Here is a 23,483-nt window from a genome sequence, read left to right on the forward strand (position 1 = left end):
TCAGGCTTCGCCGTAGCGGCTCAGCTCGGCGAAGAAATCGTCGATCGTGTGCAGCCGCCCGGATCCGGCGAGGGTGTCGTAGACGTGCCTGCCGACCGCGAGGTCCAGCACACCGAGCCCGAACGGGGAGAACACGAGCGGTTTGTCCGGGGCGGGTTCCACCTCGCCGGTGATCACCTGCGCCAGGGTGCCCGCGATGTGCTCGCGGTTGCCGGTGCGCTGTTCGAGCAGGTGCACCGAGGTGTCGGCCTTCAGGCAGTGCTCGACGTCGTCCACGATGTTGGTGGCCGAGGCGATCACGTCCGGGCCGAGGTCGCGCAGCGAGACGTGCAGCACCAGCGGCCCGTGCGCGAAGGGAGCCGGGTCGAGCACGTGCGGGGTACCGGCCACGGTCGCGAACACCACGAGATCGCTCGCCTCGATCAGGTCCCCGGCGCTCGGGTGCGTGACGGCCCGTTCCCCGGCCGATTCCAGATAGCCGCGGAAACCCTGTGCGTGCTCGGGATTCGTGTCATGGATCCCGACCTCGTCGAAGGACCAGCCGGTGCGCGCCAGGAAGGTGTGCACATAGCGGGCGATCAGTCCGGTCCCGACGATCCCGAGCCGTTTCGGGCGGGTCCGCCCCGCGCTGAGCCGGTCCGCGGCGAGCGCGGCCGAGGCCGCGGTGCGCACCGCGCTGATGATCGAGCTTTCCAGACAGGCGAAGGGATATCCGGTGACCGGATCGTTGAGCACCAGCACCGCGGAGGCCCGCGGCAGGCCATCGGCCACGTTCCCCGGGAAGCTGGAGATCCATTTGATGCCGTCCACCGCGTCCTGGCCACCGACCGAGGCGGGCAGCGCGATGATCCGTGAACTCGGCCGGTCCGGGAAGCGCAGGAAGTACGAGGGCGGGTTCACCGTCGCCCCCTCCTCGTGGCGCAGATAGGTCCGTTCGGCGAGCTCGACCAGCCGTGGCTCGTCCCCGTGCAGCACGGCGCGGACCTGCGCCCCGCCGATCACCGCGAAACTGGGTGCTTGACGTTCGGGCACCGCGGCGGCAGTGGACATGCAGGCTCCTCACGGCCGGTTCGTACTGGGTCGCCAGCCACCTTCGCGCAGCCCGCTGACACCACGCTGACCATCTCCTGAAAGCCGCGATTCGCTACATTCGACGGTGAACCCGCAACCGTGAGCAAGGAGCAGGCCGTGCGCATCGCCATCGCCGAGGACCAGTATCTGCTGCGCGACGGACTGGTGCGGCTGCTCGAATCGCAGGGTTTCGAGATCGTCGCCGCGGTGGGCAGCGGGCCCGAGATGCTCGCCGCGATGCGCGAACACGTCCCGGATGTGAGCATCGTGGATATCCGGCTTCCCCCCTCGCACACCGATGAGGGCCTGCGGGCCGCGCTCACCGCCCGTGCCGAGCGCCAGGGGTTCCCCGTGCTGCTGCTCTCCCAGTACGTGGAACAGCTCTACGCCTCCGAACTGCTCGCCGACGGGGCGGGTGCGGTGGGGTATCTGCTCAAGGACCGGGTGTTCAACTCCGAGCAGTTCGTCACCGCGCTGCGCCAGGTCGCGGGCGGGGGCACGGTGATGGACCCCGAGGTGGTCACGAAACTGCTCAACCGCAACGCATCCGATGCGCTGCTCGGCAGGCTCTCGGCGCGCGAGCTCGAGGTGCTCGAGCTGATGGCCGAGGGCCGCTCGAACAACTCGATCGCCGCGAGCCTCGTGGTCACCGAGAAGGCCGTCGCCAAGCACATCAACAGCATCCTCACCAAACTGGAGCTGCCGCCATCGGACGACGACAACCGCAGGGTGCGCGCGGTGCTCGCCTATCTACAGCGTTGACAACTTGCCCGCCATGAACCCGTTGAACACGTTGAGCAGCTGCATGTTCCGGGTGCCCTCCATGAACTCCACACCGCGGGCGTCCCTGGCGAACTTGTCCAGCAGCGGATGCTCGAAGCGGGCCGCCGGGCCGAAGAACTCGCACGCTCCCACGGTGACCTCCTCGGCCAACCGGCAGGCGCGCGCCTTCGCCGCCGAGGCGAGATGCCCGCCGCCCCTGCGCTCCACCGCGGCCGCCGCGTACCGCACGAGCTGACGCGCGCCGTGCACCCGCCGCCCGATCCGGTCCAGCCGTTCGCGTTCCTCGGCGCGCAAGGTGGCGCGGTGCGCCCACACGTACTCGTAGGCGGCGCGCGCGATCCCGAGCGCCACGGCGGCCACCGCGGGCCGCAGCCGGTTGAAGGTCTGCACGCAGGACCACATTCCGCGCCTTGTCGGGGAAAGGTGGCGGCCGAGCACCTGTTCCTCGCGCACGTGCACCGCGTCGAACTCGCAGGCGCTGATCCGCAGCGCGCGCAGCCCCTCGGTGTCGATCGGCTCGGCGCGGAATCCCGGTTCATCCGGATCGACGAGCACCGCGGTCACCCCGAGCGGCCCGGGACGGGTACGGGCGAAGGCCACCCCGATTCCCGCGCGCGCCGCGTTGCCGATGTAGGTCTTGGCGCCGTTGAACCGCAGGCCGATCCCGTCCCGGCTCGGCAGCAGCTGGGCGCGCATGGCGGCGGCGTCCGAACCGCTGCCCGGCTCGGTGAGCGCGAAGAAGGTCCAGGTCGGCCGCTCCAGCAACCGTCCGTAGTAACGGGTCTTCTGCTCGGTGTCCGCGAGCAGATCAATGAGCACCCCGGACATCGCGCCACCGGGAGAACCCAGCAGCAGGCCCGCGTCCCCGCAGGCCAGTTCCTCCATCACCACGACCCGCTCCAGTGCGCTCATCCCGGTGAACCGGTAGCCACCGACCCGCGCGGCAGGCGGACCGTACTCCGGCGGGATGAGCACGCTGCTCATGTACCGCACCCCGGGCAGGTCGAGGAATTCGCCGACCCGGTCCGGTTCGGCGTCCAGTTCCAGGGCATGGGCGCGGAAATCCACCGCCCACTCCCGCGCCTGCGCCTCGAGCGCGCGCAGCGATGCGTCCAGTTCGAACATTCAGCCGACCCTCCCCGGCTGGTAGGCCGCGGCGAGCAGCTCGGAAACCCGCGCCTTGCGCCCCTTGCCTTCGGTGGTGAACCCACTCGCCCCGAGCAGGCGCAGCAGTTCCCGGTCCGCACCAGTCAACTGTTCGTGCAGGTGCGCCCGGGTGGCAGCATCGAGCGGCTCCGGCCCGGCGAGCACGGCACGCACCTCCAGGTGTTCGATGAGCACCTCGGCGATACTGCTCTGCACGAGCTGACGGCGCAGCAGCACCGCCTCCCCGCTCTCCCGCGCGCCGAGATAACCGACGCAGTCGTCCAGCAACGCCTCGGAAAGACCGAGCCGGATCCCGAGAATCCCGGTGTACCAACGGCTTCGTTCCCGGTCCTCGCGCTCCCGATCGCCGGATGCGGGTGCGGGATGGCGCAGGCGGCACAGTGCGCCGTCCCGCGCCACGACCGTCTCGGTTCCCCTGGCCAGCCGGGCGCCGTCGAGCCACAGTTCGCTCGCCGTGTCCACCAGACCGGCGGGAACCACCGCGTAGCCCTGCGGGCCGAACGGAATCGCTCCTCCCGTCACCTCGGTGATCAGCGCGGTGAGCGCGGCTACGACATCCTCGGCGGGAGCGCGCGCGATGGTGGTCATGGTTCACTCCAGACACAACAGCTCAGGGCCCCGGAACCGGGCTCGATGGCGTGGGAGGCGACACGGCCGCGGGAGCGCGACCACAGTCCGGTGCACGGGAACGCGGGATCGGCACAGAGCACGGTGTCCGCGCCGAGCGCGGGATCCGTTCCGGCGGACGGAAACCGCCACAGTTCCAGCGGTGTCCCCGTGGTGCCGAGCACCAGTGCGAGCGCGGCGTCCCCGAGCGGTTCCGCGCACCGGTAGGGCAGCCGCGACTGGTCGAAGGCGAGCACCAGGGCCCGCTCACGCGCGTAGGCACTCGCGCAGCGCAGCGCGGTGAACGTGGCCGCCGGTCCCTGCTCGGTGATCGCGAACACGAACGGATCACCGGGAAGGGCTGCCTGTACGTAGGTGGAAAGCGAGTAGGAGGGATCCAGATCGGGTACCGCCGCGGCCAGCACCACGACCTCGAATTCCCGCTCCGGCAACGCATCGAACAGCGCCTCGGCCATCGCGGGATAGCCCGTGCCACGCTCGTCCCCGGTATCGGCGGCCCGGCCGTGCGCGGCCGCGAGGTCACCGAGGTAGCCGTGCACCCGGGGACTCACCGCGCCGAGTGGTTCGGGGAAACGCTTGCGGACGATCGCGTTCAGCCGCAGCCGCGGGGTATGGCGCACGCGATTACCCGGAAGCGGTCGCCGCGGCGTACTCGGCGGCCAGGAAGTCCGCGAGGGAACCGACGGTGTGGAAATTGCTCATCTCCAGCTCCTCGGTCTCCATCTCCACATCCAGGGATTCCTCGAGCAGCATCAGCAGTTCGAGTACCCCGGTCGAGTCCAGGCCGAGCTGGTCGAACAGTTCGGCCTCCTCGCCGATCCCGGCGCAGTCGGTGTCCAGCACCTCGGACAGTGCGCCGCGGATCCCTTCCACGATGCGGTTTCTGTCGATCGTCGTGTTCTCGCTCATCGGCGGTTCACCTCTCCTTGTCGATCAGTGGGTCTTGTCGATCAAAAGACGCTGTTTGCCGAGCAGATCCTCGACCCCGTCGGCTTCCCGGATCAGGTGCGCCCGCCCCTCGTGCACGAGCACCTCGGCGGGATGACCGTGACTGAGGAAATGCACCGGGGATGCGCTCGGCCCATAGGCCCCGGAGCGCAACACCCCGATCAGGTCCCCGGGCTCGACCGCGGGCAACGCCACCTTCTTGCCGATGGTGTCGTTCGGAGTACACAGTGGACCGGTCACGTTCCAGGGTTCGGTCGCGGCGTCCTCCGCGGCGCCGAGCACCCGCATGGGGAAGTTGCGCTTGACGAAGGAACCGATGCCGACCGCGGCCATGTGGTGATTGGTCCCGCCATCGGTGACCGCGAACCGTTCGCCGTTCGAGGTCTTCACGTATTCCACCCGGGTGACGTAGAGGCCCGCGGTCGCCGTCAGATAGCGGCCGAGTTCCATCACCAGCCGGGTACCGGGGTGGTCCGCGGCGAACTTCTCCAGCAGCGGGTTGAGCAGTCCGGCGAGCACATCCAGGTCGAGATCGGTCTCCTTCTCGAAGTAGGCGACCCCGAGCCCGCCACCGATGTCCACCAGTTCGAGCTCGAAGCGGTGGTGCCGGGCGAGCCGCTGCGCCAGATCGAGAATGCGGCGGGTGTTCTCGGCGATCGGTTCCTCGGCGAGGATCCGGGTGCCCATGTACACCTGCACGCCGATCAGCCGGACGTGCGCCCGTGTCAAGGGTTCCGCCTCGAACAGCTGCGCCGCGTCGATACCGAACTGGCGCGGTTTCCCGCCCATGGTCAGCCCGGAGCCCTTGACCGCGAAGTCCGGGTTCACCCGCAGGACCACGCGTGCGGTGACGCCGGATTCCGCGGCCAATGCCGAGATCCGGTCCAGTTCCCCGAAGGACTCGCAGATGATCGCGTGGATCCCGGTCTCCAGGCAGGCGCGCAGTTCCGCCTCGCTCTTGCCCGGGCCGAGGAACAGGATGTCCTCCGGGGCGACCCCGGCTCGCAGCGCGGTGTGCAGTTCGGCGAGCGAGGAAACCTCCGCGCGTGCGCCGTTCTCGTGCAGCAGCGCGCAGATCGAGATGTTCGGGTTCGCCTTGAGCGAGTAGAACACCTCGAGCCCCGGATACAGCGCGGTCCGCACAGCGCGCATCCGCGCGGCCAGTTCGGCGCCGTCGTAGACATAGCAGGGAGTACCGTGCTCGGCGGCGATCGCCGAGACCGGGATGCCCTGCACCGTGAACTCGGTCCGTGTCGATGATTCGCTCGTGAACTCGCTCATGAGGATGTCACCAGTTCCTTCGTGATCCGCGCCTGCACCTCGGCGTCGATGGCCTCGGCCGCCTGTTCGTCCTCGGCGATGAGCAGCCCGTAGAGCCGCCCCTCGAACGCCCCATCGCCCGCGGCGGCGTTCACCGTCGCGAAGTTGTTCAGCAGCAGCCCGGTACCGCGTTCCGGTTCGTAGAGCAGTTCGCCGAGCAGCGCGGCGATCCGGTCGAACGGAACCGGTTCGGTCGGCCGCACCCGGTAATGCCTGGCGATTCCGACCTGCTCCGGGCCGAGGAACAGCTCCTGCAACCGCACCTGATAGGTCGACATGTTGTTGCGCGCGTTGATCTCCAGCACCGGATACAGCCGCTGCCCGCACAGGATCGCGTCCACCCCGGCAACCCCGGTGTAGCCGTCCTCGGCGAGCGCCTTGGCCAGCGAGTCCGCACTGGCCCGCACGGTTTCGGTCTGTTCCGCGGAAAGCCGCGCGGGCATTCGGTGTCCTTTGTGGACGCCTGCCTCGGTGATCGCCTCCTTGACGAAGTCCAGCCGGGCCCGCCCGTCCGGCCGGACGGTGAACTGGTAGTTCAGATCCCGGCTCTTGTCCAGCCATTCCTCGATGACGAAACCGATCCGCTCGGTCCCGGCGCGCTGCGCCGAGCGGGTGATCATCCGGTGCAACCGGTCGAGCCTGCGCACCGAGTCGACCACCGCGATACCCTTTCCGGACACCCCGAGCGCCTCCTTGACCACCACCCGCTGCCCCTGTTCGAGCAGCGCACCCGCCTCGGCGACCGCGGCGTCCAGTTCCCCCAGCGTCGAGACCGCCCAGCCACGCGGCGCCGCGATGCCGAGCCGATCGGTGAGCCTGCGGCTGTACACCTTGCTGTTCACCGCCTCGCAGATGCGCGCGTCCGGTGCGGCGAGGGCCAGCCCGGTCGCGGCCGCGAGCTGCTCCTCCACAGTGGACACTCCGTGCGGCGCGAGGCGGGCATCGAGCGCGCCCAGTTCCGCGAGCAGCCGCGGATCGGCGAGCGCGTCCTCGGTGACCGTGCGCGCCGGATCCTGCGTCTCCGGCACGTGCACCCGGGCGAGGCTGATCCCGAGCCCGCGCAGATAGTCCAGATAACCGGGATCGGGTCGTGCCTTGAGCACCACGTGATCGGTCTCCCCGGCCAGCAGCAGGGCGAACTCGTCCATCCGGTTCACCACGGCGAGCCCCGAGGCCGAGGAGACCCGGGGCAGCCCGACCGCTCCCCGTGCCCAGTACTGTTCGACCTCGAAATTGCCGAGGAACACGAACGGAATTCCCGGCGCGCCACAGGCCTGTTTCACGCGTTCGGTGAACACACTGCTCTCCCTGCCAGTCATCTAGTGCCGCACCACCATCGCCGCGAAGGTGGATCCGAGCCCCACCGAGGTCAACAGATACCGCCCGCCCTCGCGTAACCGGCCCGTTTCGGCGGCGGTGTGGTAGTTCAGGAACGGATCCGCGCAGAAGCAGTGCCCGGTGCGCGCCACGTTGTCCAGGAAGATCCGGTCCTTGTCCAGGCCGAGCTCGCGAGCCGCGCGCACCCAGGAGATCCGGTTCACGTTGTGCGGCAACACCAGCTCGATCTCGTCCAGCGCGGTGCCCGCACGGTCCGCCGCCTCCGCGATCACCTCGGCGAGCGTGGGAACGTAGCGCGCACGGAATTCCGCGGCCGCCTCCTCGGACATGGCGTATTCCGCGTCGGCACGCCCGAAACTGCGGCTCGCGTAGCCGAGCACCGTATCGCCGCGATCCCCCGCGCCGACCAGTACCGCCGCGCTGGCCTCGCCCATCACCGCCACATCGGGGATCATCGTGACCGCGGGGGTGAACGCCTTCTCCCCCAGCAGCACGAGCGCGAGCGCGTCCGGGTCGCCGTCCTCGGCGAGCAGCCGCCCGCACAGGTCGATGGCGAGCAGCCCCGAGGCGCAGGCCTGTTCGGTGACCGCGAACCGGGGCAGCGCACCGAGCCCGAGCGGGTCGAGCACCTCGGCGAGCACACCGTCCGGATAGGGCGCGGCGAACGCGACGGTGCGGGCCCGCACCACGTAGCGGACCCTGGTCAGCAGCGCGGGATCGAGCCCGGCGGCCGCGGCCCGCAGCAGCCCGGCTTCTCCGTGGTCGCTGCGGCAGATCCCGGAAAGCCCGTAGAGCCGCACGAAACGGCGCACCTTGGCCGGTTCGAGCCCGAGTGGCACGGCCAGCGTCTCCAGCGCGACCGAGGGCGGGAAATACGCGGCGACCGAGACGATCGCGGTCACGGCGCACCGACCCTGGCCAGGCCGCGGGCACTGCGCCGGGCCGCTCCCCTGCTGACCGCGAGCGGATCCCAGTCCGCGCCACGCACCGGCAGCAGGTCCGGGTTCCCGAACACCGCGCCCGCGTGCGCCTCCGGGAGCAGCGCGCGCCCGAGAATCGCCGAGGCACAGGCGATCCCGCTCACCGCCGCCGAACCGATCCCGGTCCCGTAGCGGGTGTTACCCCCGGCCAGGTACAGCCCGTGCACCGGGGTGACCACATCGGGGCGGCCACCGGGAAATCCCCAGCGCGCCAGGCCGTAGGCCGCGCCGCCGGTTGAGCGGGTGTACCGCTCCTGGGTCAGCGGAGTCGCCGTCTCCTGGTGGGTCAGCCTGCCGCGGAACGGTCCGATCGCGGCCTCGGCCAGCTCCAGCAGCGAGTCGGTGAGCCGCCGCTTCGCCTTCTGGTATCCGGGATCCCTGCGATACCGGGCCCCCTCGGCCGGTCCCGCGGACATCCCCCACGGTTCGGGGCCGCGCGGACAGACGGTGACGATCTGGAAGTTCGTGTGCCCCGGCGGGCAGACTCGCGGCGAGTGCGGATCCTTGGCCGAGGTGAACGAGCAGAACGCGAACGGCGGGGTCCAGTCCGGGCGCTCCAGATTCGCGTAGGCGGCCTCGATATCGGCATCGGGCCAGTACCAGATGTTGGCCCGAGGCACCTCGATCTCCTTGTCCAGGGCCAGATACAGCGTTGCGGTCGGCAAACGCATGCTCGCCTGCCGCGTCCTGCGCACCTGCATCGGTGGATAGCGGCCGTCCAGCAGTTCCAGCACGGTACGCCGGAAGTCCGCATTGGACACGACGAGCGGGGCACGCAGGGCTTCGCCCCCGGCGAGCCGCACCCCGCGCACCGTGCCGTCCTCGACGTCCACTGTGCGCACTCGCGCGCGGGTGCGCAGGGTGCCGCCGTGCGATTCCAGGAATTCCACGAGCGCGGCCACGAGCACCTGCCCGCCGCCCTCCGGGTAGAAGCTGCCACGCAGATAGTCGTCGATCATCCCGGCATGTACCCCGAGCAGCACCTCGCTCGGCGCGGCGCCGTAGTTTCCCGATTCCGCGGCCAGCACGGCGCGGGCGCGGGTGGACAGTCCACAGTGGCCGAACAGTCGCGCGAGGGTTCGGGTCGCCCAGTCGCGCGCGAGGCGGTCGTCCCCGTCCCGGTCGAGCAGGCGGTCCCGGTTGGCCGAGGCGACCGCCGAGCAGATCCGCGCGTACTCCCGCAAGCCGCGTTCCTCGGCAGGGAAGGTGGCGCACAGCCGATCCAGATACCGGTCCCAGCCCTCGGGAACGTCGAAGGTCAGCCCCGGGAGCACGATCCGGTCGAAGCCGTCCCGGTCCAGCCGGGCGAACGGGACCCGGCCGTCCAGACCGAGCCCGTGCAGGATCGCGGGAAGCAGTCCACCGGGGCCGCAGTCACCGAGATAGTGCATGCCGACGTCGAACTCGTAGCGCCTGCGCCTGCGGAACACGTGCCCGTTCCCGCCCGCCACATCGTGCTGTTCGAGCACGAGCACCCGCCGCCCGCTCGCCGCGAGATACGCCGCGCACACCAGCCCGCCCATTCCGGAGCCGATGACGATCGCGTCCCATTCCTGGCTCATATCCCGACAAATCCTTCAGACCGTGAGCCCGCCGGTGATTTCCAGGACGCTTCCGTTGATGTACCCGGCCTTGTCCGAGACCAGGAACGACACCAGATCGGCGACCTCCTCCGCGGTGCCGAAACGGCGCATCGGGACCGAGGCACGCAGTTTCTCCCGCGCGGGCTCGGCCATCTCGGCGAGCATGTCCGTCTCGATCAGCCCCGGTGCCACCACGTTCGCCCGCACCCCGTAGCGGCCGACCTCCTTGGCGAGCGCCTTGGTGAACCCGATGACCCCGCTCTTGGCCGCGGAGTAGTTGGCCTGCGTCGGGTTCCCGTACACCCCGGAGACCGAGGACAGGGTGACGACCGAACCGGCTTTGCGCTTGATCATGTCGAACACCACCGGCTGGCACACGGTGAACACCCCGTCCAGATCGGTGCGCAGCACATCGCCCCATTCGGCGGCGGACATCAGGGCCACCGGCCGGTCCCTGGTGATTCCCGCCGAGGTGACCAGTGCCCGCACCGAGCCCAGCTCGGACTTGGTCCGCTCCAGCCACGCCCCGACCGCCTCCGGATCGGTCACATCCGCGCGCACCGCGAGCCCGCCGGTCTCCGCGGCGAGCTCGGCCGCGGCCTCCTCGGCGCCGCGATACCCGAAACTCACCGCGAATCCGTCCGCGGACAGCGCGCGTACCACGGCCGCACCGATCCCCCGCGATCCGCCACTGACCATCGCCACGGGTTTCCCGGCCGCGCTCATCGGGCACCCGCCAGGGCCGGTTCGTGCATCCGCAGCAGCAAGGCGCTCGCGGTTCCGTCCTCCTCGCTCCCGGTGATCAGGCCGTACCCGGCCCTCGCGGAGGCGAGCATCCCGGCCAGTTCGAAAAGCCCAGCCGCCGAACCGGTGTCCCCGATCCGGGCGCGCACATCCGTTCCGGGGGCGCATTCCCCGGTGAGTGCCGTATCCCGCAGCCCGGGGGCGCGGACATCGGCGGCGCGCAGGCCGGTCCGTTCGAGCAGCAGCCCGACCGCCGCGCGCAGCGCCGACTCCGGATCGGCCCCGGTGCGCGATTCCACGGCCACCAGGCTGGCCAGTGACCGTGCACCACGTTCCAGGATCGCTTCCTCGGGTTCCACCGCGAGCATCACCGCACCCTCACCGATCTCGTCGGCGCGCTGGCCGTACGCGGCGCCCTGGAGTGCGGTGCGCGCGGCGGAGTGTTCCTCGACCGCACCGCACAGCACCCGGTCCGCGCGCCCGGCGACCAGCAGCCGGCACGCGTAGTTCAGCGCGAGCACCCCGCTGTTGCGGCCCGCGGCGATCGTCGCGTTCGGACCGGTGATCCGGTGCCAGATGGCCACCTGGCCCGCCGCGCAGTTCATCACCGCGCCCGGCACCAGCGCGGGCTCGATGTGGTCCGGCCGGTCCCCGGTCAGCGAGGCGCGGGTGAGCCCCATCATGCTTTCCGCGCTGCCCATCGTGGTGCCGAGCACCACCCCGGTGCGCTCGCCGGGAGTTTCCTCGCCGAACTCGGCGAGCAGCCCTCGGGTGGCCACCACGGCGAGCCCGGTGATCCGGTTCATCGCACGGGTTCCCTTCGCCCCGAGAAGTTCGCGCACCTCGAAACCGGGCACGGTGGTGCCCGGTCCGGCGGTGGATTCGAGCCCCTCGGCGAAGGCGGCGTTGCCCAGGCCGAACGGGGAGACCACCGACCATGCCGAGATGGCGAGCGGTCCGGCGATCGCGCTCACCTGCGTTCTCCTTCGCTGTCGTACCTGCCGAAGATGACGACCGAGTTGTTGCCGCCGAAGGCCCAGCCGTTGTTCTGCACGATGCGCAGCCGCGCCTCGACCGACTCGTTCGGCACGCAGTCGATCGCGCACTCCGGATCGGTCTGCTCGTGGTTGATCGTCGGCGGGATGAACCCTTCGGTGATCGCGACCGCGCAGCCGATCGCGGCCAGCGCGCTCGCGGCGCCCATGGAGTGGCCGAGCATGGACTTCATCGAGACGACCGGCGGGGTGCGCTCGCCGTAGAGATCACGGATAGCCCTGGTCTCGGCGAGGTCGTTGGCCTTGGTCCCGGTGCCGTGCGCGGAGATCAGGTCCACCTCGCCGGGCTTGGTACCCGCGTCCTCGAGCGCGAGCTCCATGCAGCGGGTGATCCCGGGCTGATGCGGGGCGACCGGATGGTGCGCATCGCAGGAGAGTCCGTACCCCAGCACCTCGGCGTAGATCGGCGCGCCGCGGTCGATCGCGGACTCCAGGCTCTCCATCAGCAGCATGCCCGCGCCCTCACCGGTGAGGATGCCCATCCGGTTCGCATCGAAGGGGCGGCAGCAGTCCGGCGCGATACTGCGCAACCGGTAGAAGGAGGTGAAGGTCTTGCGGCACACCGCGTCCGCGCCGCCGCAGAGGGCGAACTCCGCCTGGCCGAAGCGGATCGCGTCGAAGCCGTTGCCGATCGCGTAGTTGCCCGCCGAACACGCGGTCGCGATGGTGCTCGGTTCCACATCGGTGAGCGCGAGCTCGTGCGCGATCGCGTTGGCCAGCCGGGCCGCCCCGGTCCGCCCGGCGATCCGGGAATCCAGTGCTTTCCCGGCGAGCTCCATCCCCACCAGGGTGTCCAGATCCTGGGACTCACCGTCGGTGGTGCCGACCGAGATCACCCCGCGCCGGGCCCGCAGTACGGATTCGGACAGCCGCGCGTCCTCGACGGCCAGCCGGGAGGCGGCCACCGAGAACTGGCTCGCCCGGCCGAGGCCGTCGAGTTCGAGCTCCCGGATGTAGCGCTCCGGTTCGAAACCCTCGACCTCGGTTCCGTTGGCGTGCGCGAATCCCTCGGTGTCGAATGTCCTGATTGGACGGACGCCGCTGCGGCCCGCGCGCAGTGCCGAGCCGAACCGCTCGACCCCGATCCCGATACTCGAGACGACCCCGCGGCCGGTGATCACGACCCTGCGCGGGCGATCGGTGTTCATCGGCTCACCAGCCCGCCGATTCCGCGACCACCTCGTAGGCGCTGCGCACATCCACGATACGGGCGAACTGCTCCTGGCTGATCTCCACGCCGAACTCCTTCTCGAGTGCAGCGAGCACATCGATGAGGGCGAGCGAGTCCGCCGCGTGGTCGTCGTGGAAGTTGCTGGTCTCGGTCACATCCTCGGGTTCGAGCTCGAGGTGCTCGCAGACGATGTCCTTGATGCGATCGATCCGCTCGGTCACTGTCGCGGTCATCGCCGCCTCCATTCGGCTCCGGGGTGCGCGCTGTTGACGCCGCTATTGATCACCGACACGCTAGGCAGCCACGTTGACCGTGCGCTGACCGCTCGCTGACACCCCCGGCCATGAAAATCTCACATCGGCGCAGGGAAAATCTCATCGCTTGCTCGTGTCCGGAACACGGTCCCGCTGCCCCGGTCGTGGGTAGCGTCGATGACGACGACCGGCTACCCCCGGAAAAACGAAACCTGACTGGGGTTTGAGACGAATGAAGGTTCAGCTACTCGGACCGGTGTCCTTGGCAACCGAGGACGAGGTCTGTGACATCGGCTCGGCACGCGTGCGGACCGTGCTCGCGCTGCTCGCGCTGCGCCCGGGAGCGGCGCTGTCCGCGGACGCGCTCGTCGACGAGCTGTGGCCGGACAAGGCCATGGGCAACGCCCGCAATGCGCTGCAGGCCAACATCGCCCGGCTGCGCAAGCTCCTCGAATCGGTCGCCGGCCCCGGCGCCGAATCGCTCGTGCGCACCACGAGCGTCGGGTACCAGCTCGACATTCCGGAGGAATCGGTCGACGCGCACCGGTTCCTCGCGCTGGCCGCGGAGGGTTCGCGCCGGCTCGAGGAGGATCCGGCGCACGCCGTCACCCTTTTGGAGTCGGCGCTGCGGCTGTGGTCCGGACCGGCGCTGCTCGATGTCCCCTGCGGACCCAGGTGCCGGGGCGAGGCCACCCGATTGGACGAGCGGCGGCTGACCGCCCGCGAGGAACTCATCACCGCGAAGCTGGCCACCGGCGGGGACCGGGTCGTCGTCTCCGAGCTCAAACAGCTCGTCGCCGAGCATCCGGAGCGGGAGAAGTTCAGTGAGCAGCTGATGATCGCGCTCTACCGGGACGGGCGCCAGGCCGAGGCGATCGACGCCTTTCACGAGGCCCGCCGCTGGCTGGGCGATGAGCTCGGCCTCGAACCGGGACACGCGCTGCGTGATCTGTACGGCTTGATCCTGCGCCAGGACCAGTTGAGTATGTCCGGCAGCGGCGCGTGACCGCTCGCGTCCCGCGGGCGGGACACCCGGACGCGTATCAGTCCTAAGAGGACACTGAGAGGATTGGGCCAGAGGTGGTCAACCACTAGGCCAACCGGATGATTGCCCGGTGCGCCGCTGGTTCCCGTGACGCACCGTGAACTACGGTGCGGGCATGCACGTCGGTACAACCACTGGGGCACAGGCAGATCGATTCCGTGTCGCGCCGTAACCAGAATCTCCTCGCCGGGCCCGGGCACCGACCAGCGCACACCGATGACGAAGGCACGCGCGCGTTACGTCTCGCGCCGAAGCTCGCCAATCTCGTCGTCGGCATCGTGTTCTGCTGTGTCGGGCTGCTCGCGTTCGTCATGGTGTGCGCACAGGGACTGGGGCCGCTCGCCGTCTTCGGCGCGCTGACCTGCCTGATCGCCCTGTTCGTGATGCAGCTCGGGCTGTTCGGCTCGCGCGCGGGCCGGTGCGGATCCGGCTATCTGGCGATCCAGGCCGTACTGGCCTATCTGCCGATGCTCGCCTTCGGCAAGGCCTGGCTCGGGATGCCCGGATTCCTCGCGGGCACCGCGCTGCTGACGCTGCCCCCGATCCGGGCCGCCGCGGTGTTCGTGCTGATCGTGGCGAGCACCGGGCTGTTGCAGTGGCTGTTCACCGGGTTCACCGTGGACATCGCCTATACCTGTGTGGTCACCGTGATCACCGCGCTCGTGGTGTACGGATCCACCCGGCTGGCCAAGCTCGTCGCCGAGGTGCACGCGAACCGGGCCCGGCTGGTCGAGACCGCGATCGCCGAGGAACGCGGCCGGTTCGCCCGCGATCTGCACGACTTGCTCGGCTCCAGCCTGTCCTCCATCACGGTGAAGAGCGAGCTCGCCTATCGCATCGCGCAACAGAATCCGGCGCGCGCCCAGACCGAGTTCGCCGAGGTGCTCGACACATCCCGGCAGGCGCTCGCCGATGTGCGCGCGGTCGCCCGCGGGGCACGCGAGCTGTCCCTGGACCGCGAGGCGCAGACCGTGCGTTCACTGCTCTCCGCCGCGGATGTGACCGCATACGTGGAAATCGACTGCGCCGCTCTGCCACCCGCGGTGTCCGGGGTACTCGCGACCGTGCTGCGCGAGGGTGTCACGAACGTGCTCCGGCACAGCGCGGCCGGACGGTGCGCGATCACCGTGCGCAGGCAGGAATCCACCGCGACGATCGAGATCGTGAACGACGGGGTGCGCGGGGAGACCGGCCGGGACGAGACGGGAACGGGCCTGACGAATCTGTCCGTCCGGGTCGCCGAGTTCGGCGGAACACTGCACACCGAGACCTTGCCGGGCAACAGGTTCCGGCTCCTGGTCGCGGTACCGGTACGGGAACACGCGGTGACCGAGGCCGCTTAGCCGGCGATCACAGCCAGCCGTCCTCGGTGGCGATCCGGATCGCGTCGACCCGGTTGCGCGCACTCAGTTTGCTGGTCGCCGCGGTCAGATAGTTGCGCACGGTTCCCGGGGAGAGGTACAGCTTCGCGGCGATCTCCACCACTTCGGCACCGTCCGCCGCGCACCGCAGCACTTCCAGTTCCCGGGCGCTGAGCGGGCATTCCGGGCTGTCCCAGGCCGCCAGGGCGAGGTCGTTGTCGATGACTCGCCGTCCCGCTGCGACCCCGCGCACCGCCTCGGCCAGTTCCCGGGACGGCGCGTCCTTGAGCACGAAACCGCCTACCTTGGCCGAAAGCGCCCTCCGCAACAGGCCCGGCCTGCCGAGACTGGTCAGGATCAGGGTGCGGATACCGGGCAGCTCACCGTGCAGCAGGTCGGTGGCGGTGATTCCGTCCGTGCCCGGCAGATCGACGTCGATCACCGCCACATCCGGCTGGTACTTCCGGGCTGCGGGCAGAATCTCGTTGCCGCCCGCGACCTCGGCGACCACCTCGATATCCGCTTCCATGTTCAGCAACGCGACGAGCGCGCCGCGGACCATGTGCATATCCTCCGCGAGTAGCACTCTGATCACTTCGTGGCCTTCTCCAGCTCCCGTTCCCCGCCGAAAAGCCTACCGAATTGGATTCGGCACTCGCGCACCGAGTCATCCGATGACCCGGCACACTGCGATACGGAGAACACCGCCCGATACCGGGAATGCCTTGACGGACAAGGCCTTGCCCGGCACAGCGGACGCGCCGCAAGTGGCCAGTGAATTCACTCTCGGAACACGCGCTGCCACCCGCTTTCCATATCCACGACATTATCCGCGTATTCCGACAGATTCCGATCGCCGGTCGCGAATATTACGGTTTTTCCACCCGAGCGGAGGAAGTCCATCACCCCGATGGCGGTTGTGGAGGTGAACAACCGCTCCGGTTCATCGACCAGGACGAGTTTTCCGCCGCACACCATCGCCCGGGCGAGGCTTAGCATCCCGCGCTGCGCGGGCGCCAGGCCGGTCGCACCGCGCGCCGCGAACCCGGCCAGACCACAGCGTTCGAGTACCTGTCCGACGAAACCCGGATCGGGTTCGGCACCGGCGAGACGCGCGGGCGCGACCACATTGCCCCAGACCGAGAGCGCGGGCGCGAGCGCCGGATTCGCCCCGCAGTACCCGATCTGCGTGCGCCGCAGCGCGGTACGGCGGGCCGGGGAGAGCGCACCGATCCGCAGCCCGTCCACCAGAACCGCGCCGCTGACCGGTGCATCGATGCCCGCGATGCACCGCAGCAGGCTCGTCTTGCCCCGGCCGCGGCCACCGAACAGCGCCGTCGCGGCCCCCTGTTCGAGCGTCACCGTCACCCCGGCCGAGGCCGTGGTGGCCCGCACCCGGTCGAGCCGCACGAAATCCGCGCCTGCCCTGGTCCTGGTCATCGTGGCGGTCATCGCAGCCTCCTCGCATCCGGTACACCCCGAACGCTAGGCGGCGCGCGCGCCGGATCCCATGGTGCGAGGTCCCGACTCCGGGTGGTTCTACTACCACCCGGAGTGCGGCGGGGGCACGCACCACCTCGATTCCGGGGGCGAACCGCAGCGACATCCGCCCGGCGCACCGGCAGGCTGAACCGGTGATCAGCTTCGCCCTGCGCGCCGGAGCGGCGCTCGCCGCGAGCGCTCTCGGCCTCGCCACCCTCGTCCCGCCCGCCAAGGCCGCATCCGGCGGTATCGACTGGGGTCGCTGCGAATCCGGTTCACCCGCCGGGTATCAGTGTGCGCGCGTCCCGGTGCCGTTGTCCTACCGGGATCCGGACGGACCGCGGATCAGCCTCGCTCTCGGCCGGCTGCCCGCCACAGACCAGGAGCACAAGCTCGGCACCGTGTTCACCAATCCGGGAGGACCGGGCAACCCCGGCCGATTCGCCCCGGCACTGACCCCCGAGCTGCATCAGCGTTTCGACATCGTCGGTTTCGATCCGCGCGGGGTGGGCGCCAGTACCCCGCTGCGTTGCTTCACCGATCCGCGCCAGGCCGAGGAGTTCGCCGGAGTCATCGGGGACTTTCCGCGCACCGCAACCGAACGCGCGCGGCACAAGGCTGCGGTGGCACGGCTGACCGGCCTGTGCGAGCGCAACGCCGGTCCCCTTGCCAAGCATCTGTCCACCGCGAACACCGCCCGGGATCTGGACCGGCTGCGCGCGGCGATCGGCGAGCCGAAACTGCGCTATTACGGCCTGTCGTACGGCACCTACCTCGGCGAGGTGTACGCCAACCTGTTCCCGAACCGGGTCGGCGCGCTCGCCCTGGACGCCGTCGACGATCCGGTGAACTGGACCAGCGGTTATCACCCCGCTCAGGCCCGGATCCCGATGAGCACCCGGCTCGGCGGGTACCGGGACGCGCAACGCGCACTCGATTCCTTCTTCGCCGCCTGCGCCGCGGACACCCGCTGCACGTTCCGCGGTGGTGATCCGCGGGCCCGCTACGAGCGCATCCTGGACCGGCTCGAGACCGGTCCGGTGACCATCACCGATCCGGGAACCGGTGCGCCGCAACGGGTGCGCTATCAGGACGCGATCGCCAGGGTGCACGCGGCGCTCACCGATTCGGCGCACTCCCCCGGGCTCGCCCGATTCCTCGCCGCGCTCGAACATCCGTTGCCGGATCGTGGCGCCGCCCGGACCGGTGTGCCGACACCCGCCGACTCGATGCTCGGCGGCGGCGCCACCCTGTGCGCCGATGCGGCCAATCCGCGCGATCCGGATGTGTGGCCGCGCTACGCCGCCGCGGCGGACCGGGAGGCCCGCGGGTTCGGTTCCTACGACACCTACAAGACCTTGCCGTGCGCCACCTGGGATGTGGCCGATGCCGACCGCTATCCCGGTCCGTGGAACCGGAGCACCGCGCCCATCCTGTTGCTCGCCAACCGCAAGGGCGATCCGGAGACCCCGTATGCGGGCGCGGAGCGGACCGCGCGGCTGCTGGGCAGGGCCCGGTTGCTGGCCCTGGACGATTTCGGGCACGGCGCGCGCGGGAAGAGCCGCTGCATCGATGCCGCGCTCACTGCCTACCTTGGCTCGGGCACGCTGCCCGCACGCGGAACCGTGTGCCGCCCGGACCGTACTCCCTTCGACGGCTGAATCGCACCGGACGGCTGACGGTAGTGTGTAATATATTACCCACTACCGATCGAGCATTGGGGATTCGATGACAATGCGGTCCATCGACGCCGAGGAACTCCGGGCGACGGTATCCATGGCCGAAGCCGTGGACGCCGTGCGCGAAGCCCTGCGCGGGCATGCCGCGGGCGAATTCGAGCAACCGACCCGGACCGCGCTCGCGGACGGCGGATTCCTGGTCATGACCGCCCGGCACCGGCCGAGTGAGACCGTCATGGTCAAGACGCTGAGCCTGAACCCCGAGCGCGAACCGGTCATCACCGGCACGGTGGTCTGGGCCGAATCCGCCGACCCGCGCAACCTGGTCGCGGATGCCATCTCGGTGACCACGCTGCGCACCGGCGCGATCGTGGGCGTGGCCACCGATGCGCTCGCCCCGCGCGCCGCGGACCGGATGACCCTGATCGGCGCGGGCGCGCAGGCCGCCGACCAGTTCCGCGCGGTTCAGGCCGTCCGGCCGTTGCGCGAATTCACCGTCGTGGCACGCGATCCCGCGCGCGGCGAAGCCCTGCTCGACCGGCTCGGCGGAGAGCTGGACGGGATCACCACCGAGGTTCGCACCGATATCGAGGACGCGATCGCCGATACCGACATCGTGTGCTGTTCCACCTCGGCGCACACCCCGCTGTTCCGCGCCGCGGCCCTGCCCGAACGGGTGCACGTGAACGCCATCGGCTCGTACCGCCCGAGCATGCGCGAACTGCCGACGGAACTGCTCGGCGGGGCTCGGGTGGTCGTCGACGAACGCGCCGCGATCTACGAGGAGTCCGGGGAGATCCTGCACGCGCTGGAAACCGGGGCCATCCGGGAAACCGGCCTCACCGAGCTCGGTGAGCTGCTCGGCGCGAGCGAACCCGTCCCGGAGAACGGGCGCACCGTGTTCAAGTCCGTCGGAATCGCCGTGCAGGACTGGGCGATCGCGAAACTGCTCGCCGCGAAGTTCCTGGCCGGACAGGAATGAGCGGGCGGCGATGAGCGGAGATCCTGCCGAGCAGGGCGGCCTTCTCGGCAGGCTGCCCGAGTACGCGAGCCTGCGCGAACAGGCGCTGCGGGTGATCCGCACCGGACTGATCGCCGGGCGCATCAAACAGGGCGAGATCTATTCGGCGAGTGCACTGGCCGCCGAACTCGGCGTGTCCACGAGCCCGGTACGCGAGGCACTGCTCACCCTGACCAACGAGGGCCTCATGGAGGCGGTGCGCAACCGCGGTTTCCGGGTGGTGCCCACCAGCGAACGGGATCTCGAGGAGGTCTACGAGCTGCGGCTGATGCTCGAGGTGCCCGGGATGCGTCAAGTCGCGGAACGCCGGGAACACGGCGAGCTGGCGCGATTCGCCGCGCTCGCCGAGCAGAACAAGCAGGCCGCCGCGGCCGGAGACGTGCACGAATTCCTTGACACGGACCAGGAATTCCACCTCGGCCTGCTCGCGCTCACCGGGAACCGCCGGCTGGTCGATACAGTGCGCGCACTGCGCATGCAGGCGCGGCTCTACGGGGTCGGCAGCCTCGCCGCGCACCACCGGCTCGAGGGGTCGGCACAGGAACACGCGGACATCCTGGACGCGATCGCCGCGGGCGACGGCGCGGCGACCGAACGACTGATGCGCCGCCATCTCGCGCACACCAGGGGAACCTGGGCCACCGGAGACCCGCTCGACCAGGACTGACCGGGCCGGGTGCGCGCCCCGTGACCAACCGCACCCTTCCCCCGTGCGCGGACGTTCTCTAAGCTGACCGGAGAACGATCGTTCTCTGTGCTGTGAAGGAGATTCCCATGACGAGCAAGCCACCGCTTCCGCCGTTCGACCTGACGTCCGCACGGCAGAAGGTGCAGGCGGCCGAGGACGCGTGGAACACCCGCGATCCGGAGCGGGTCTCGCTGGCATACACCGAGGATTCGGTGTGGCGCAACAGGGATGTTTTCCTCACCGGGCGCGCCGAGATCGCGGAATTCCTCCGGGCGAAGTGGGACCGGGAGCGGGATTACGCGCTGCGCAAGGAACTCTGGGCCTACACCGAGGACCGGATCGCGGTGCGCTACCAGTACGAGTGCCGCGATGCCGAGGGGCAGTGGTGGCGCAGCTACGGCAACGAGCTCTGGGAGTTCACCGCGGACGGCCTGATGTCCCGGCGCGAATCGAGCATCAACGATGTGCCGATCACCGAGCAGGAGCGGCGGATCTTCGGCCCGCGCGGCGAAGACGAACGTGGCGAGCCCATTCCGCTGCGGTGAACGGAACGGGCCCGCCGTGCGGTCAGGAGCGGGTCGCCAGGGACCGCAGGAAGAACCCGACGTTCGCCGGGCGCTCGGCGAGCCTGCGCATGAAGTAGCCGTACCAGGCCTGGCCGTAGGGCACGTAGACGCGCATGGTCTCGCCGCGCCCGGCGATCGCGGACTGCTCGGCTGGCCGGATTCCGTAGAGCATCTGGAATTCGTGGTCCGCCGCGCCGCGCCCGTTGCGCAGGGCCAGCTCGCGCGCGATCGCGACCATCCGCGGATCGTGCGAGGCGACCATCGGGTATCCCTCGCCCGCCATGAGCACCCGCAGGCAGCGCACATAGGAGGAGTCCACCTCGGCCTTGTCCTGATACGCGACCGATTCCGGTTCGGCGTAGGCGCCCTTGCACAACCGCACCCGGGAACCGGGACCGGAGAGCTCACGGCAGTCGGACTCGGTGCGCCGCAGATAGGCCTGCAGCACCGCGCCCACCCAGGGGAAGTCCACCCGCAGCTCGCGCAGGATGCCGAGGGTGGAGTCGGTCGTGGTGTGGTCCTCCATGTCCAGGGTGACCGTGGTGCCCGCGGCCGCCGCTGCCTCGCAGATCCGCCTGGCGTTCTCCAGCGCGATCTTCTCCCCGTCGGCAGGCAGGAACTGCCCGACCGCGGAGAGTTTCACCGAGACCTCGGCCCCGGCGGCGAGACCGCGCTCCGCGAGCAGGCCGAGCACCTGCTCGTAGGCCTGCACGGTCTCGGTCGCCTGCCGCGCCTCGCTGGTGTCCTCGCCGAGGTGGTCGAGTGTCACGTGCCGACCGCTGGTGACGATGGCACGCACCGCCTCCAGCGCGTCGGTGACCTCGGCACCGGCCACGAACCGGCGCACCACCGGTTTGGTCAGCGGGGTGGACTCCACGAGGGTGCGCGCGGTCGGCGAACCGGCCACGGCGAGCAACAGCGAGCGCAGCATCTCGACTCCCCTCTAGCTTTCCTGGTGCGGGTAACCGACGGTGGTCGGCGCCACGAAGGTTTCCTTGATCGCCCGGGGACTCGTCCAGCGCATCAGGTTGAACAGCGAACCCGCCTTGTCGTTGGTGCCCGAACCGCGGGCGCCGCCGAAGGGCTGCTGGCCGACGACCGAACCGGTCGGCTTGTCGTTGATGTAGAAGTTGCCCGCGGCGAACCGCAGTTCCTGCTGCGCCTGCTGCACGGCCGCCCGGTCGTTCGCGATGATCGAACCGGTGAGCGCGTAGTTGCTCGTCCGGTCCACGAGCGCGGGCATCCGGTCGAATTCGGCGTCCGGGTAGACGTACACGGCCAGCACCGGGCCGAAGAACTCGGTGCTGAACACCTCGTGCCCCGGGTCCTCGCCGAGCAGCACGGTCGGGCGCACGAAGTAGCCCTCGGAGTCGTCGGTGGTCCCCCCGGCGAGCACCTGGATCGAGGAGTCCTCGCGTGCCGAACGCAGCACGGCGTCGAGCTTGTCGAAGGAGCGCCGGTCGATCACCGCACCGGTGAAGTTGGTGAAGTCGGTGACATCGCCGACCGGGAGCGCGTCCACCTCGGCGATCAGGTCGTCCCGCAGCCGCTCCCACACCGAGGCGGGAATGTAGGCGCGGGAGGCGGCCGAGCACTTCTGTCCGGAGTACTCGTACGCGCCCTTGATCAGCGCGGTGCGCAACAGGTCCACATCCGCGGACGGGTGGGCGAGCACGAAGTCCTTGCCACCGGTCTCTCCGACGATCCGCGGGTAGCCGCGGTAGTTCGCGATGTTCGTGCCGACCTGGCCCCACAGGTGCTGGAAGGTCTTGGTGGAACCGGTGAAGTGCACCCCGGCGAGTTCCGGATGCGGGATGGCGACATCCGAGACGGCGAGCCCGTCCCCGGTGACCAGGTTGATCACGCCCGGGGGCATCCCGGCCTCCTCGAGCAGCCGCATGGTGAGCACCGCGGCGAAGGTCTGGGTCGGCGCGGGCTTCCACACCACGGTGTTGCCCATCAGCGCGGGCGCGGTCGGCAGATTGCCCGCGATGGCGGTGAAGTTGAACGGGGTCACCGCGTACACGAAGCCCTCGAGCGGGCGCTGCTCCATGCGATTCCACTGGCCGCGCGGGCTGTACGGCTGCTCCTCCTGGATGCGCCTGCCGAACGCGACGTTGAACCGCCAGAAGTCGATGAGCTCGCACGCGGCGTCGATCTCCGCCTGGATCGCGGTCTTCGACTGGCCGAGCATGGTCGCGGCGTTCAGCGTGGCGCGCCACGGACCGGCGAGCAGGTCGGCGGCGCGCAGGATGATCGCGGCGCGCTCGTCGAAGGAGGTCTCCCGCCAGGCCGGCGCGGCGGCGAGCGCGGCGTCCACCGCGGCCTTCGCGTCCTCGTGCGTGGCGTTGCGCAGGGTGCCGAGCACCGAACGGTGGTTGTGCGGCTGGACGACCTCGACCTGTTCGCCGCCACCCATCCGGCGCTGTCCGCCGATGGTGCAGGCCAGCTCCTCGGGCTGTTTGGTCAGCTCGGCCAGTTTGGCTTCGAGCTCGATCCGCTCGGCGCTGCCGGGGCGGTGGTCGAGGACGGGCTCGTTCACCGGGGTGGGCACATTGGTCACGGCATCCACTTCTTGGACTCCTGCGAGGTCGGAGGGA

24 protein-coding genes are annotated in these 23,483 nt (G+C 69.9%); 7 read left to right on the top strand and 17 right to left on the bottom strand.

The features are described 5' to 3' along the window. Entirely contained in the window at positions 1 to 1,050 is a 1,050-nt protein-coding gene (gene sbnB, locus AD72_RS26280) for a 2,3-diaminopropionate biosynthesis protein SbnB (protein WP_031469273.1), read from the bottom strand. A gap of 138 nt (positions 1,051 to 1,188) precedes the next feature. On the opposite strand from sbnB, the gene AD72_RS26285 reads away from it, so the two are divergent. After that, the gene (locus AD72_RS26285; RefSeq protein WP_031469274.1) at positions 1,189 to 1,833 is read left to right on the top strand and encodes a response regulator transcription factor; all 645 of its coding nucleotides are present in this window, start codon (positions 1,189 to 1,191) and stop codon (positions 1,831 to 1,833) included. Here AD72_RS26285 and AD72_RS26290 read toward each other — a convergent pair. From AD72_RS26290 to AD72_RS26345, 12 genes are read right to left on the bottom strand one after another with little or no spacing between them, the layout of a single operon-like run. Continuing rightward, positions 1,822 to 2,979, bottom strand: coding sequence for an acyl-CoA dehydrogenase family protein (locus tag AD72_RS26290; protein ID WP_031469275.1), 1,158 nt, complete (start codon positions 2,977 to 2,979; stop codon positions 1,822 to 1,824). The genes AD72_RS26285 and AD72_RS26290 overlap by 12 nt on opposite strands. Then, a complete protein-coding gene (locus tag AD72_RS26295) occupies positions 2,980 to 3,609 on the bottom strand; it encodes a hypothetical protein (RefSeq protein WP_037347389.1) in 630 nt (209 codons plus the stop codon). Continuing rightward, complete coding sequence (locus AD72_RS26300; RefSeq protein WP_031469277.1) at positions 3,606 to 4,268, bottom strand: hypothetical protein; 663 nt, start codon at positions 4,266 to 4,268, stop codon at positions 3,606 to 3,608. The genes AD72_RS26295 and AD72_RS26300 overlap by 4 nt, the downstream gene beginning before the upstream one ends. Positions 4,269 to 4,272: 4 nt before the next feature. Beyond that, complete coding sequence (locus tag AD72_RS26305) at positions 4,273 to 4,557, bottom strand: acyl carrier protein (RefSeq protein ID WP_031469278.1); 285 nt, start codon at positions 4,555 to 4,557, stop codon at positions 4,273 to 4,275. A 24-nt stretch (positions 4,558 to 4,581) separates the two neighbouring features. Then, on the bottom strand, positions 4,582 to 5,877 hold the full coding sequence (lysA, locus tag AD72_RS26310) for a diaminopimelate decarboxylase (RefSeq protein WP_051899039.1): 1,296 nt from the start codon (positions 5,875 to 5,877) through the stop codon (positions 4,582 to 4,584). Next, positions 5,874 to 7,235, bottom strand: a complete 1,362-nt coding sequence (locus AD72_RS26315; RefSeq protein ID WP_031469280.1) for a preATP grasp domain-containing protein — start codon at positions 7,233 to 7,235, stop codon at positions 5,874 to 5,876. The genes lysA and AD72_RS26315 overlap by 4 nt, the downstream gene beginning before the upstream one ends. After that, entirely contained in the window at positions 7,236 to 8,156 is a 921-nt protein-coding gene (locus tag AD72_RS26320) for a 3-oxoacyl-[acyl-carrier-protein] synthase III C-terminal domain-containing protein (RefSeq protein ID WP_031469281.1), read from the bottom strand. Further along, the gene (locus AD72_RS26325) at positions 8,153 to 9,796 is read right to left on the bottom strand and encodes a phytoene desaturase family protein (protein ID WP_031469282.1); all 1,644 of its coding nucleotides are present in this window, start codon (positions 9,794 to 9,796) and stop codon (positions 8,153 to 8,155) included. Before AD72_RS26325 ends, AD72_RS26320 begins: the two co-directional genes overlap by 4 nt. A 15-nt stretch (positions 9,797 to 9,811) precedes the next feature. Then, on the bottom strand, positions 9,812 to 10,543 hold the full coding sequence (fabG, locus tag AD72_RS26330; protein WP_031469283.1) for a 3-oxoacyl-ACP reductase FabG: 732 nt from the start codon (positions 10,541 to 10,543) through the stop codon (positions 9,812 to 9,814). Beyond that, entirely contained in the window at positions 10,540 to 11,535 is a 996-nt protein-coding gene (locus AD72_RS26335) for a beta-ketoacyl synthase N-terminal-like domain-containing protein (RefSeq protein ID WP_031469284.1), read from the bottom strand. The genes fabG and AD72_RS26335 overlap by 4 nt, the downstream gene beginning before the upstream one ends. Beyond that, complete coding sequence (locus AD72_RS26340; RefSeq protein ID WP_031469285.1) at positions 11,532 to 12,764, bottom strand: beta-ketoacyl-[acyl-carrier-protein] synthase family protein; 1,233 nt, start codon at positions 12,762 to 12,764, stop codon at positions 11,532 to 11,534. The genes AD72_RS26335 and AD72_RS26340 overlap by 4 nt, the downstream gene beginning before the upstream one ends. Positions 12,765 to 12,768: 4 nt before the next feature. Further along, entirely contained in the window at positions 12,769 to 13,020 is a 252-nt protein-coding gene (locus AD72_RS26345; protein WP_031469286.1) for an acyl carrier protein, read from the bottom strand. A gap of 253 nt (positions 13,021 to 13,273) precedes the next feature. Here AD72_RS26345 and AD72_RS26350 point away from each other — a divergent pair, with 253 nt between their 5' ends. Continuing rightward, positions 13,274 to 14,047 carry an AfsR/SARP family transcriptional regulator gene (locus AD72_RS26350; RefSeq protein WP_031469287.1) on the top strand — a complete coding sequence of 258 codons (774 nt, stop codon included), beginning with the start codon at positions 13,274 to 13,276 and terminating at the stop codon, positions 14,045 to 14,047. 197 nt (positions 14,048 to 14,244) lie between these two features. Continuing rightward, positions 14,245 to 15,429 (top strand): sensor histidine kinase, encoded by a 1,185-nt coding sequence (locus tag AD72_RS26355; RefSeq protein WP_037347391.1) that lies wholly within the window; start codon positions 14,245 to 14,247, stop codon positions 15,427 to 15,429. A 7-nt stretch (positions 15,430 to 15,436) separates the two neighbouring features. Here the strand turns inward: AD72_RS26355 and AD72_RS26360 are convergent, their stop codons facing one another. Then, positions 15,437 to 16,042, bottom strand: a complete 606-nt coding sequence (locus AD72_RS26360) for a response regulator transcription factor (RefSeq protein ID WP_031469289.1) — start codon at positions 16,040 to 16,042, stop codon at positions 15,437 to 15,439. Between the two features lie 185 nt (positions 16,043 to 16,227). Then, positions 16,228 to 16,899 carry an ATP-binding cassette domain-containing protein gene (locus AD72_RS26365; protein ID WP_051899040.1) on the bottom strand — a complete coding sequence of 224 codons (672 nt, stop codon included), beginning with the start codon at positions 16,897 to 16,899 and terminating at the stop codon, positions 16,228 to 16,230. Between the two features lie 182 nt (positions 16,900 to 17,081). Between AD72_RS26365 and AD72_RS26370 the strand changes: the two genes are divergently transcribed. The 4 genes from AD72_RS26370 to AD72_RS26385 all read left to right on the top strand — a co-directional run bounded on the left by AD72_RS26370 (position 17,082) and on the right by AD72_RS26385 (position 20,862). After that, complete coding sequence (locus AD72_RS26370; RefSeq protein WP_031469291.1) at positions 17,082 to 18,590, top strand: alpha/beta fold hydrolase; 1,509 nt, start codon at positions 17,082 to 17,084, stop codon at positions 18,588 to 18,590. A 73-nt stretch (positions 18,591 to 18,663) separates the two neighbouring features. After that, positions 18,664 to 19,590, top strand: a complete 927-nt coding sequence (locus tag AD72_RS26375) for an ornithine cyclodeaminase family protein (protein WP_197285083.1) — start codon at positions 18,664 to 18,666, stop codon at positions 19,588 to 19,590. Positions 19,591 to 19,600: 10 nt separating this feature from the next. After that, entirely contained in the window at positions 19,601 to 20,296 is a 696-nt protein-coding gene (locus AD72_RS26380; protein WP_051899041.1) for a GntR family transcriptional regulator, read from the top strand. Between the two features lie 107 nt (positions 20,297 to 20,403). Next, positions 20,404 to 20,862, top strand: coding sequence for a nuclear transport factor 2 family protein (locus AD72_RS26385; protein WP_031469294.1), 459 nt, complete (start codon positions 20,404 to 20,406; stop codon positions 20,860 to 20,862). 22 nt (positions 20,863 to 20,884) lie between these two features. On the opposite strand, the gene AD72_RS26390 is transcribed toward AD72_RS26385, so the two are convergent. Together AD72_RS26390 and pruA are read right to left on the bottom strand one after the other, a co-directional pair. Further along, a complete protein-coding gene (locus AD72_RS26390) occupies positions 20,885 to 21,814 on the bottom strand; it encodes a proline dehydrogenase family protein (protein WP_031469295.1) in 930 nt (309 codons plus the stop codon). Between the two features lie 12 nt (positions 21,815 to 21,826). Then, positions 21,827 to 23,455: an L-glutamate gamma-semialdehyde dehydrogenase gene (gene pruA / locus AD72_RS26395; protein ID WP_031469296.1), complete on the bottom strand. Its 1,629-nt coding sequence runs from the start codon at positions 23,453 to 23,455 to the stop codon at positions 21,827 to 21,829. Between the last annotated feature and the right edge of the window lie 28 nt (positions 23,456 to 23,483).

The organism is Sciscionella sediminilitoris (genome assembly GCF_000737195.2).
In the GTDB taxonomy this organism is placed as follows: Bacteria; Actinomycetota; Actinomycetes; order Mycobacteriales; family Pseudonocardiaceae; genus Sciscionella; species Sciscionella sediminilitoris.

Coding starts and splice junctions, on each gene's coding strand:
- sbnB (WP_031469273.1), bottom strand. CDS start 1,050: ATGTCCACTGCCGCCGCGGTGCCCGAACGTCAAGCACCCAGTTTCGCG.
- AD72_RS26290 (WP_031469275.1), bottom strand. CDS start 2,979: ATGTTCGAACTGGACGCATCGCTGCGCGCGCTCGAGGCGCAGGCGCGG.
- AD72_RS26295 (WP_037347389.1), bottom strand. CDS start 3,609: ATGACCACCATCGCGCGCGCTCCCGCCGAGGATGTCGTAGCCGCGCTC.
- AD72_RS26305 (WP_031469278.1), bottom strand. CDS start 4,557: ATGAGCGAGAACACGACGATCGACAGAAACCGCATCGTGGAAGGGATC.
- lysA (WP_051899039.1), bottom strand. CDS start 5,877: ATGAGCGAGTTCACGAGCGAATCATCGACACGGACCGAGTTCACGGTG.
- AD72_RS26315 (WP_031469280.1), bottom strand. CDS start 7,235: ATGACTGGCAGGGAGAGCAGTGTGTTCACCGAACGCGTGAAACAGGCC.
- AD72_RS26325 (WP_031469282.1), bottom strand. CDS start 9,796: ATGAGCCAGGAATGGGACGCGATCGTCATCGGCTCCGGAATGGGCGGG.
- fabG (WP_031469283.1), bottom strand. CDS start 10,543: ATGAGCGCGGCCGGGAAACCCGTGGCGATGGTCAGTGGCGGATCGCGG.
- AD72_RS26340 (WP_031469285.1), bottom strand. CDS start 12,764: ATGAACACCGATCGCCCGCGCAGGGTCGTGATCACCGGCCGCGGGGTC.
- AD72_RS26345 (WP_031469286.1), bottom strand. CDS start 13,020: ATGACCGCGACAGTGACCGAGCGGATCGATCGCATCAAGGACATCGTC.
- AD72_RS26350 (WP_031469287.1), top strand. CDS start 13,274: ATGAAGGTTCAGCTACTCGGACCGGTGTCCTTGGCAACCGAGGACGAG.
- AD72_RS26365 (WP_051899040.1), bottom strand. CDS start 16,899: ATGACCGCCACGATGACCAGGACCAGGGCAGGCGCGGATTTCGTGCGG.
- AD72_RS26375 (WP_197285083.1), top strand. CDS start 18,664: ATGCGGTCCATCGACGCCGAGGAACTCCGGGCGACGGTATCCATGGCC.
- AD72_RS26380 (WP_051899041.1), top strand. CDS start 19,601: ATGAGCGGAGATCCTGCCGAGCAGGGCGGCCTTCTCGGCAGGCTGCCC.
- AD72_RS26385 (WP_031469294.1), top strand. CDS start 20,404: ATGACGAGCAAGCCACCGCTTCCGCCGTTCGACCTGACGTCCGCACGG.
- AD72_RS26390 (WP_031469295.1), bottom strand. CDS start 21,814: ATGCTGCGCTCGCTGTTGCTCGCCGTGGCCGGTTCGCCGACCGCGCGC.